Source organism: Rhodococcus sp. NPDC057014, from assembly GCF_042673295.1.
Classification (GTDB): Bacteria; Actinomycetota; Actinomycetes; order Mycobacteriales; family Mycobacteriaceae; genus Rhodococcus_F.
On the sequence record NZ_JBHUSF010000360.1, the window covers coordinates 1 to 8684 of the forward strand.

Genomic DNA, 8684 nt, shown 5'->3' on the forward strand with positions numbered 1-8684 from the left:
GCTGTAGGCCGCTCCGCGGCCCGTGCGTGGTTGACGAGTCCAGAGACTCCTTAACCGCGCACGGGCGCGAAGCGCCTACCGCGTCATCGCCCGGATCCGCCTGGCCGCGACGGAGATCAGCGCCAGCGTGGGCTCGGTGGCGACCTCCGACTCGATCTCGGTGAGCAGTGCCCGCGCGCGGGCGAGCCGGGCGGCGTTGTGCTGTTCCCACTGGTCGACCTTGTCGGCCGCGTCGTCGCCGGGTTCGCTGACGGACAGCGCGTCGAGGGTGATGGCGCGCAGCGAACTGTAGAGGTCGTCGCGCAGGGCGAGGCGGGCGAGAGCGTGCCACCGGTCCAGCCGGGGCAGCGCGGTGACGGCGGTCAGCGCGGTGTTGATGTGCAGGTGCGCCGACAGCGCGAAATACAGTTCCGCGACGTCCTCCGCGCGGTGCTGGGAGATCTCCGCGATGTCCACGATATCGAGAAGGCAGTACGTGTGCAGGAGGTCCGCGACGTCGGCGGCGATCCCGGCGTCCGCGCCCCGCGACGTCAGGGCCCCGGTTCGGCCCTCGACGGCGGTGATCTCGTCGCCCTGCAACCATTCCCGCACGCGCGGGCCGAGTTCACGGACCACCGGCCGGTAGCGCGCGATGGTGGCCTCGAGCGGCAACGGTTGCGGCCGGTGCGTGGTCAGCCACCGCGACGCCCGGTCGATCAGCCGCTGGGTCTGCACGGTCAGCGCGTTCGTCCCGGACGCCGGGGTCGTGTCGGCTGCCGCCCGGATCCGCGCGAAAGTCGCTCCGAGGTCGAAGATCTCGGTGACGGCGGTGAAGGCGTTCACCGCCTCCGCCGAGTCGGCGCCGGTCTCCTCCCGCAGCCGGAAGGCGAACGTCATCCCGGCGCGGTCGACCATGTCGTTGACGACCGACGTGGTGACGATCTCCCGGCGCAGCGGGTGCACGGCGACCGTGTGCGCGTACTCGCGGCCGAGCCGCGGCGGGAAGTAGTCGTGGAGCCGGCCGGCGTAGACCTTGTTGTCGGGGAGCGTGGTGCCCGACACCTCGCTCTTGATGAACCGCTTGACCTGCGCGGTGAGCTGCGCGAGTTCCGGGCTGGTCAGGCCCTTCTGCTCGCGTTCGAGTACGCCGAACTGGGCGGACGTCGGGAGCACGTCGATGGCGCGGTCCACGTGGCCGCGCCGTTCCAGGTCGTCGACCATGCGGGAGTGGAAGCTGACGAGCGTCGCCGCCTGCGCCCGGTTGAGGCTCATCATCTCGTTCTGGCTGCGGTTGTCGGCGAGGACGAGCCGGCCGACGTCTTCGGTCATGTCGGACAGCAGTTCTCGACGGTCCTGCGCGGCGAGCGTGCCGTCGGCGGTGGCGCCCGCGAGGGCGATCTTGATGTTGACCTCGTGATCGGAGCAGTCGACGCCGGCCGAGTTGTCGAGTGCGTCGGTGTTGACGCGACCGCCGTGGCGCGCGTATTCGATTCGGCCGAGTTGGGTGAGGCCGAGGTTGCCGCCCTCGCCGACCACCCGGACGCGCAGCGCGGGCGCGTCGAGGCGGACGGCGTCGTTCGACTTGTCGCCGACGTCCGCGTGACTCTCCGACGTGGCCTTGACGTACGTGCCGACGCCGCCGTTCCACAGCAGGTCCGCGGGCGCGCCGAGGACGGCGCGGACGAGTTCGACGGTGGTGAGCGCCCGATCCGTGTCGATCCCCAGCGCGCGCCGCGCCTGCGGTGTGAGCCGCACCGACTTCGCCGACCGGTCGACGATCATCGCGCCCTCGCTGAGGACCGCCCTGTCGTAGTCCTTCCAACTGGACCGGCCGAGGCCGAACAGCCGCGCCCGCTCGTCCCAGGACGTCTGCGGGTCGGGATCGGGGTCGATGAACACGTGACGGTGGTCGAACGCGGCGACGAGGCGGATGTGGGGGCTGAGCAGCATCCCGTTGCCGAACACGTCGCCGCTCATGTCGCCGATCCCGACGACGGTGAAGTCGTCGGTGCGGGTGTCGACGCCCATCTCACGGAAGTGCTGCACGACGCTCTCCCACGCGCCGCGGGCGGTGATGCCCATCGCCTTGTGGTCGTAGCCGACGGACCCGCCGGATGCGAAACCGTCGCCCAGCCAGTACCCGCGTTCGAGCGCGACGGCGTTGGCGACGTCCGAGAACGCCGCGGTGCCCTTGTCCGCGGCGACCACGAGGTAGGTGTCGCCGCCGTCGCGGCGGACGATGCCGTCCGGCGCGATCACGTGCCGGGTCGCGATGTCGAGGTTGTCGGTCATGTCGAGGAGGCTGGAGATGAATTCGCGGTAGCAGGAGATTCCGGCCGTCAGCATCGCCTCCCGGTCGGCGGCGGCGTCGCCGGTCGGCGCGGGCGGGTTCTTGACGACGAAGCCGCCCTTCGCCCCGGCGGGGACGATGACGGCGTTCTTGACCGCCTGCGCCTTCACGAGTCCGAGGATCTCGGTGCGGAAGTCGTCGCGCCGATCGGACCACCGGAGGCCGCCGCGGGCGACGTCGTCGAACCGCAAGTGCACGCCCTCCATCTCCGGCGAGTACACGTAGGCCTCGTATTTCGGCCGGGGCAACGGCAATTCGTCGATGGACGAGGAGTCGAACTTGAACGCCAGGGCCTTCGCGGGCCGCGGATCGCCGGCGTAGTAGGTCGTCCGGGTGGTGGCACGGACCAGCGACAGCAGGGCCCGCAGGATCCGGTCGGCGTCGATTCCGGCGACCGCGTCGATCGCGTCGACGATCCGGCCCTCGAGCGAGCCCTCCGCGGCGGCGTCGCGCGTGATGTCAGGGTCGAGCCGGAGCGCGTAGAACTCGAGGAGAAGCTGTGTGATGACGCTGTTGCCCAGCAGGACTCGTTCGACGTTGCTGCGGCTGTACGGGAGCCCGGCCTGCCGCAGGTACGCGGCGTACGCCCGCAGGACCGTCACCTGACGCCAGCCGAGCCCGGCGTGCAGGACGAGGGCGTTGAACCCGTCCACCTCGGTCTCACCCGTCCACGCCGCGCGGAACGCGTCCGCGATCCGGCGGTCCCGGGTCGCCCCGTGGCCGTCCGCGACGGCAGGCAGGTCGACGGTGAGGTCGTAGATCCAGGCGCGACTGCCGTCCGGCCGGGTCAGCGCGGCCGGACGTTCGTCGAGGGCGTTGACGCCCAGGCTGGAGAGGATCGGCAGCACCTCGTTGAGCGGTGCGGGTTTCCCGACGGCGTAGATCTTGAGGTTCTCGTACGGCGCGGACGACCCGGTGGTGGTGAACGTCAGCGCCACACTGTCGACGTCGAGTCGCTCCACCTCGGCGACGTCGCGGATCGCCTGTGCCGGATCGGTTTCGGTGGCGTAGCTGATCGGCAGCGCGGACGCGTAGTGGCGCGCGACCGCGGTGCCCTGACGGTGCGGTTCCGCGAGCAGCGTGGTGCGCCACGACTCGTGGGACCAGGGTGTGTCGAGTTCCGTGCCGATGCTGTTCATGGCGATGGGGTGATCTCCTGTAGTGGGATCGGCGCGCAGCCGATCACGCAGTGGTGAAGCGAATCAGTTGGCCTGGGCGGGCCTGGGCGATCCGGTCGATGTCCTCGTCCGCGACGACGCCGATGACGGGGTACCCGCCGGAGATGGGATGGTCCGCGAGGAACACGACGGGCTGCCCGCTCGGCGGAACCTGGATGGACCCGAGTGCGACGCCCTCGGTGGGGAGTTCGACCTCGGACGCCCGTTGCAGGGCGGGTGCGCCGGCGTGCCGGTTCAGCCGGGCTCCGATGCGGTCGGTGTCCGGGGAGACCGCCCACGCACCGGTGGTCAGCGCGTCCGGGTTGGTGAACCAGTCGTCGCGGGGACCGCCGACGACCCGCACCGACAGCGGTCCGGGGTCCATCGCGGGGAGGGGCGCCACGTCGACGTTGGGGAAGTTCCTCGTCCACGTGCCGACGGGCAGGACGTCGTTGGGTTTCAACGCTTCCGGGCCGATTCCGGAGAGCGTGTCGGTGCTGCGGGAGCCGAGCACGTCCGGCACCGCGAGACCGCCGCGGACCCCCACGTAGCTGCGTAGCCCGACGTGCGCGTACTGCAACCGCAGCGTCTGCCCCGGCTGCATCACGATGACGCTTGCGTGACCCATCGGGATGCCGTCGAGCAGCGCCGTGGCGGGGGCGCCGGTGACGGCGACGGTCGTCACCGCCCGCGCGCGCAGGGCGAGCCCGCCCATCAGCACCTCGATGCACGCGCCGTTCTCGTCGTTCCCGACCAGCCGATTCGCGAGCCTCGCGGATCCGCGGTCGGCGGCGCCGGACACGCCGACACCCGAACTGAGGTAGCCGGGGCGGCCGAGGTCCTGGATCAGGCTGAGCGGACCCGTTTCGAGTACTTCGAGTTCACTCACAGCGTTTCCTCGTCGACGAATCGGACGCGGCGTCCCGGCTGCAGCAGCGCCGGGGGTTCCGCGTCGAGGTTCCACATCGGGGAGTCCGTGGTTCCGATGATCTGCCATCCGCCGGGTGACGACCGCGGATACACCGCGCCGTAGCCGCCGGCGAGGGCCACGGACCCGGCGGGCACCACGGTGCGGGACTGCGCGCGCCGGGGCACGGTGAGCCGGTCGTCGCCGCAACTCAGGTAGCCGAAACCCGGTGCGAATCCGATGAATACACAACGCCAGGTGGCGGCGGTGTGGGCGGCGATCACGTCCTCGCGGCTCATCCGCAGAAGGTCGGCGACGTCGGCGAGATCGGCGCCGTCGTAGCGGACCGGGATGGTGACCGGTTCCGATTCGGGGACGCCGGTGTGGTCGTGCGCCTCGAGGTCGACGGTCAACGTCCGCAGCGCGCGGCGCACCTCGTCGAGGTCGGTCCGCGGTGTGGTGGTGACGAGCACCGTGCGCGCCGCGGGCAGCACGTCCTCCATACCGGGAACCGGTGTCCGGCGCAGGCGTTCGGTCAGCGACACGACCAGGGGTTCCGAGTCGAGTTCGACGAGCAGGGCCCGATCGCCCGCCGGGAGGATCCGGGTGGGGGTGGTCATGTGAAGGATCCGAGCGTGACGTCGGCACTCTCCAGCGCGTGCCGGACCCGGCGCGCGGTCTGCACGGACCCGGGTGTGTCGCCGTGGACACAGATGCTGCGCACGGCCACCGCGACGTCGTCGCCGTCGATCGACTCCACCGTTCCGGTGGACACCATCCGCACGGCCTGGGCGGCGGCGACATCGGGATCGTCGATGACGGCGCCGGGCACCGAGCGCGGGGTCAGCGTGCCCGCGGCGGTGTAGCGGCGGTCGGCGAACCCTTCGGCGACGAACTCGATGCCGTGCGCCTCCGCGGCCCGCTGCAACTGCGATCCGGGTGGTCCCATCAGCATGAGCGGCTCGGCGAACTCGTCGATGGCGGATGCGACCGCATCGGCCCGCTCGAAGTCGAGTGCGGCGGAATTGTAGAGCGCACCATGCGGTTTGACGTACGTCACCGAGGATCCGGCGGCGCGGGCGAACCCGGCGAGCGCGCCGATCTGGTACAGCGTCTCGTCGCGCAGATCCGCGGGCGACACCGCGAGTTCGCGCCGGCCGAATCCGGCCAGATCCCGGAACCCCACGTGCGCCCCGATCGCGACGCGGCGCTCGGCCGCGCTCTCGCAGGCCTTGCGGATGATCATCGGATCGCCCGCGTGAAACCCGCACGCGATGTTCGCGCTGGTGACGACGTCGAGGAGGGCGTCGTCGTCGGCCAGCGTCCACTGCCCGAAGCCCTCGCCGAGGTCGCAGTTCAGGTCAACGCGCATCGGGGACCTCCAGGACGTACTCGCTGTCCGGGGTGTCGGTGATCAGCATGTACCCGGGTGCGTGGGTGATCGCGAACGGCAACCGGGACGCCATCACCGCCGCCTGCGGGGTGACCCCGCACGCCCAGAACATCGGGACGTCGCCGGGCTCGAAGTTCACCGGGTCGCCGAAGTCGGGGGCCGCGACATCGGTGATGCCGAGTTCCGCGGGATCACCAATGTGGACGGGGCCACCGTGGACGGCGGGCATCCGCGCCGAGATCGCCGCCGCGAGCGCCACCTGGTGTTCGGGGACGGGCCGCATCGACACGACCATCGGCCCGCTGACCCGGCCCGCGGGCCTGCACTCGCGGTCGGTGACGTACATCGGGACGTTGCTGCCCTGTTCGACGTGCCGGAGCGGCACCCCGGCCGCGGCCACCGGGTGCTCGAACGTGAAGCTGCACCCGATGTGGAACGCCACGAGGTCTTCCCGCCACAGCGAGGACACGTCCGTGGTCTCGTCCGCGAGTTCGCCGTCCTTCCACACCCGGTACAGCGGCAGGTCCGTGGTGATGTCGGCGCCGGGGGCGAGGATCGTCGTCCGGGAGCCGGCGTCGCCGACGTCGAGGACGGGGCACGGCTTGGGGTTGCGCTGGGTGAACAGCAGCACGTCGTATGCCCAGTCCTGCGGGACGGCGATGAGATTCGTCTGCGCGAATCCGGGTGCCAGACCGGCGGTCGGGGTGACGCGTCCCGAGCGGAACGCGGAGCGGAGGTCGGTCGGTGAGTCAGGCAAGTTCGCTCCCGCGGGTCTCGGGGAGGAAGAACAGGGCGAACACGGCGATGGCGTAACCGAGCGCGCCGAAGATCATCGCACCTCCGATGCCCAGCTGGGTGGCGGCCAGGAAACCCACGACGGCGGGGAACACGGCGCCGACCGCGCGCCCGAAGTTGTACGTGAAGCCCTGGCCGGTGCCGCGCGACTGCGTCGGGTACAGCTCGGACAGGAACGATCCGAATCCGCTGAAGATCGCCGACGTGCAGAAGCCGAGCGGGAAGCCCAGGATCAGGATCAGCGTGTTCGCGCCCTCGGGCACCTGGGTGTAGCCGACCATGAAGATCGCCGACAGGAACGCGAACAGCTGCATGGTCCGCTTGCGGCCCAGTTTGTCGGTGAGGATGCCGCCGCTGACGTAGCCGAGGAATGCCCCGGAGATGAGGATCGCCAGGTAGCCGCCGGTGCCGACCACGTCGAGTCCGCGGGAGGTCTTGAGGAACGTCGGCAGCCAGGACGCGAGCGTGTAGTAGCCGCCCTGCACACCGGTGGCGAGCAGCGACGCGAGCACGGTGGTGCGGAGCAGTCCGCCGCGGAAGATGGCCGCGAACGAGCCCGTCTGCTTGCCCGCGGACTCGCGGCGCTCCGTGACGACCTCGGGGTCCTTCAGATTCCGGCGCACCCAGATGATGAGGAAGGCGGGCAGCACACCGGTGAAGAACAGCACGCGCCACGCGACGTCGGGGTCGAACAGCTGGAAGACGATGGTGTAGACGATCACGGCCAGCGCCCAGCCGACGGCCCACGCGCTCTGCACGAACGCGACGGCCCGGCCGCGGTACTCGGCGCGGGCGTACTCGGCGACGAGGATCGCGCCTGCCGCCCACTCACCGCCGAAGCCGAGGCCCTGGAAGGCGCGGAAGATCAGCAGCGTCTCGAAGTTCTGCGCGAAACCGCACAGCACCGTGAAGATCGTGTACGTCGCGACGGTGACCTGCAGGGTGCGGACCCGGCCGATCTTGTCGACGAGGATGCCGGCGAGGGCGCCGCCGAGCGCGGACACCACCAGCGTCACCGTCGTCAGCAGGCCTGCCTGACCGGTGGTGAGGCCGAAGTAGGCGGCGATGGCCGCGAGGCCGAGCGGGAGGACCTGGAAGTCGTAGGAGTCGAGCCCGTATCCGCCGAACGCGCCGATGAAGGCTCTTTTTCCCTTCGGCCCGAGGGTGCGGAACCAGTCGAAGGGGCGCGCCTGCGCGACCTCGGTCTGTGTATCTGTGGTCATGGCACCTCGCCTGAAGAAGGGATGTAACTGCTCGAAGAATCCGATGTAACTCCCCTCACGGTACAAATCGTTCAACGATCCTGCAATACCTCGAGGGGATTGTTATCCTGGAAGAAATCGCGGAACCGAGCTGACAACTATGATTGCGGTCGAGATCGAAACCTGAGGAGTGGACTTGACCAGCTCGAATGCCCTTCGCGGCGATGCGCATTCCCGCCTGGCCGCTCACCGCGGCCTGCTCGAACGCACCAGCAGGACCACGCGGGTCGCCGGCATTCTGCGGGACGCCATCATCGACGGAACGTTCCCACCAGGAGCGCGACTGTCCGAACCCGACATCTGCGCCGCCCTCGACGTCTCCCGCAACACCGTCCGCGAGGCCTTCCAGATCCTGATCGAAGACCGCCTCGTCGCGCACGAACTCAACCGCGGCGTCTTCGTCCGCGTCCCCACCGCCGAGGACATCACCGAGCTCTACATCTGCCGACGCGTCGTCGAATGCGCCGGCGTCAACGGATTCGACCCCGAGACCGGCGACCTGTCCGGCGTCGCCGAGGCCCTGAACCTGGCCGACGAGCGATTCGCCGTCGAGGACTGGACCGGCGTCGGCACCGCCGACATCTACTTCCACATCGCCCTCGCCAGCCTCAACAACAGCAACCGCATCGACGAACTCATGCGCAGCGTCTGGAACGAGGCACGGCTCGTCTTCCACGTCATGGACGACGCCCATCGCTTCCACGGGCCGTACCTCACCCGCAACCACGAGATCTACGACGCCCTCGTCGCCGGCAACACCGAAGCCGCAGGTCAGCTACTCAAGACCTACCTCGAAGACGCCGAGGCGCAGATCCTGGGGGCGTACCGCCCCGTGCGCGGT

7 protein-coding genes are annotated in these 8684 nt (G+C 70.0%); 1 reads left to right on the top strand and 6 read right to left on the bottom strand.

The annotated features are described in order from the left end of the window. Positions 1-75 precede the first annotated feature (75 nt). From ACFTZB_RS39335 to ACFTZB_RS39360, 6 genes are read right to left on the bottom strand one after another with little or no spacing between them, the layout of a single operon-like run. Entirely contained in the window at positions 76-3468 is a 3393-nt protein-coding gene (locus ACFTZB_RS39335; RefSeq protein ID WP_378440398.1) for an NAD-glutamate dehydrogenase domain-containing protein, read from the bottom strand. A 43-nt stretch (positions 3469-3511) separates the two neighbouring features. Then, the gene (locus ACFTZB_RS39340; RefSeq protein WP_378440400.1) at positions 3512-4375 is read right to left on the bottom strand and encodes a biotin-dependent carboxyltransferase family protein; all 864 of its coding nucleotides are present in this window, start codon (positions 4373-4375) and stop codon (positions 3512-3514) included. Continuing rightward, positions 4372-5013 carry an allophanate hydrolase subunit 1 gene (locus tag ACFTZB_RS39345; RefSeq protein ID WP_095861502.1) on the bottom strand — a complete coding sequence of 214 codons (642 nt, stop codon included), beginning with the start codon at positions 5011-5013 and terminating at the stop codon, positions 4372-4374. The genes ACFTZB_RS39340 and ACFTZB_RS39345 overlap by 4 nt, the downstream gene beginning before the upstream one ends. Further along, a complete protein-coding gene (locus tag ACFTZB_RS39350) occupies positions 5010-5765 on the bottom strand; it encodes a LamB/YcsF family protein (protein WP_378440402.1) in 756 nt (251 codons plus the stop codon). The genes ACFTZB_RS39345 and ACFTZB_RS39350 overlap by 4 nt, the downstream gene beginning before the upstream one ends. Beyond that, positions 5755-6543: a putative hydro-lyase gene (locus tag ACFTZB_RS39355; RefSeq protein ID WP_378440404.1), complete on the bottom strand. Its 789-nt coding sequence runs from the start codon at positions 6541-6543 to the stop codon at positions 5755-5757. Before ACFTZB_RS39355 ends, ACFTZB_RS39350 begins: the two co-directional genes overlap by 11 nt. After that, entirely contained in the window at positions 6536-7879 is a 1344-nt protein-coding gene (locus ACFTZB_RS39360) for an MFS transporter (RefSeq protein WP_378440406.1), read from the bottom strand. The genes ACFTZB_RS39355 and ACFTZB_RS39360 overlap by 8 nt, the downstream gene beginning before the upstream one ends. Before the next feature lie 94 nt (positions 7880-7973). Between ACFTZB_RS39360 and ACFTZB_RS39365 the strand changes: the two genes are divergently transcribed. Then, on the top strand, positions 7974-8684 hold a 711-nt coding region (locus ACFTZB_RS39365), incomplete at its 3' end, for a GntR family transcriptional regulator (RefSeq protein WP_378440408.1).

What these genes read in the sequence shown, in the direction of transcription:
- ACFTZB_RS39335 (WP_378440398.1), bottom strand. Translation starts at nt 3,468, where the DNA reads ATGAACAGCATCGGCACGGAACTCGACACACCCTGGTCCCACGAGTCG.
- ACFTZB_RS39345 (WP_095861502.1), bottom strand. Translation starts at nt 5,013, where the DNA reads ATGACCACCCCCACCCGGATCCTCCCGGCGGGCGATCGGGCCCTGCTC.
- ACFTZB_RS39350 (WP_378440402.1), bottom strand. Translation starts at nt 5,765, where the DNA reads ATGCGCGTTGACCTGAACTGCGACCTCGGCGAGGGCTTCGGGCAGTGG.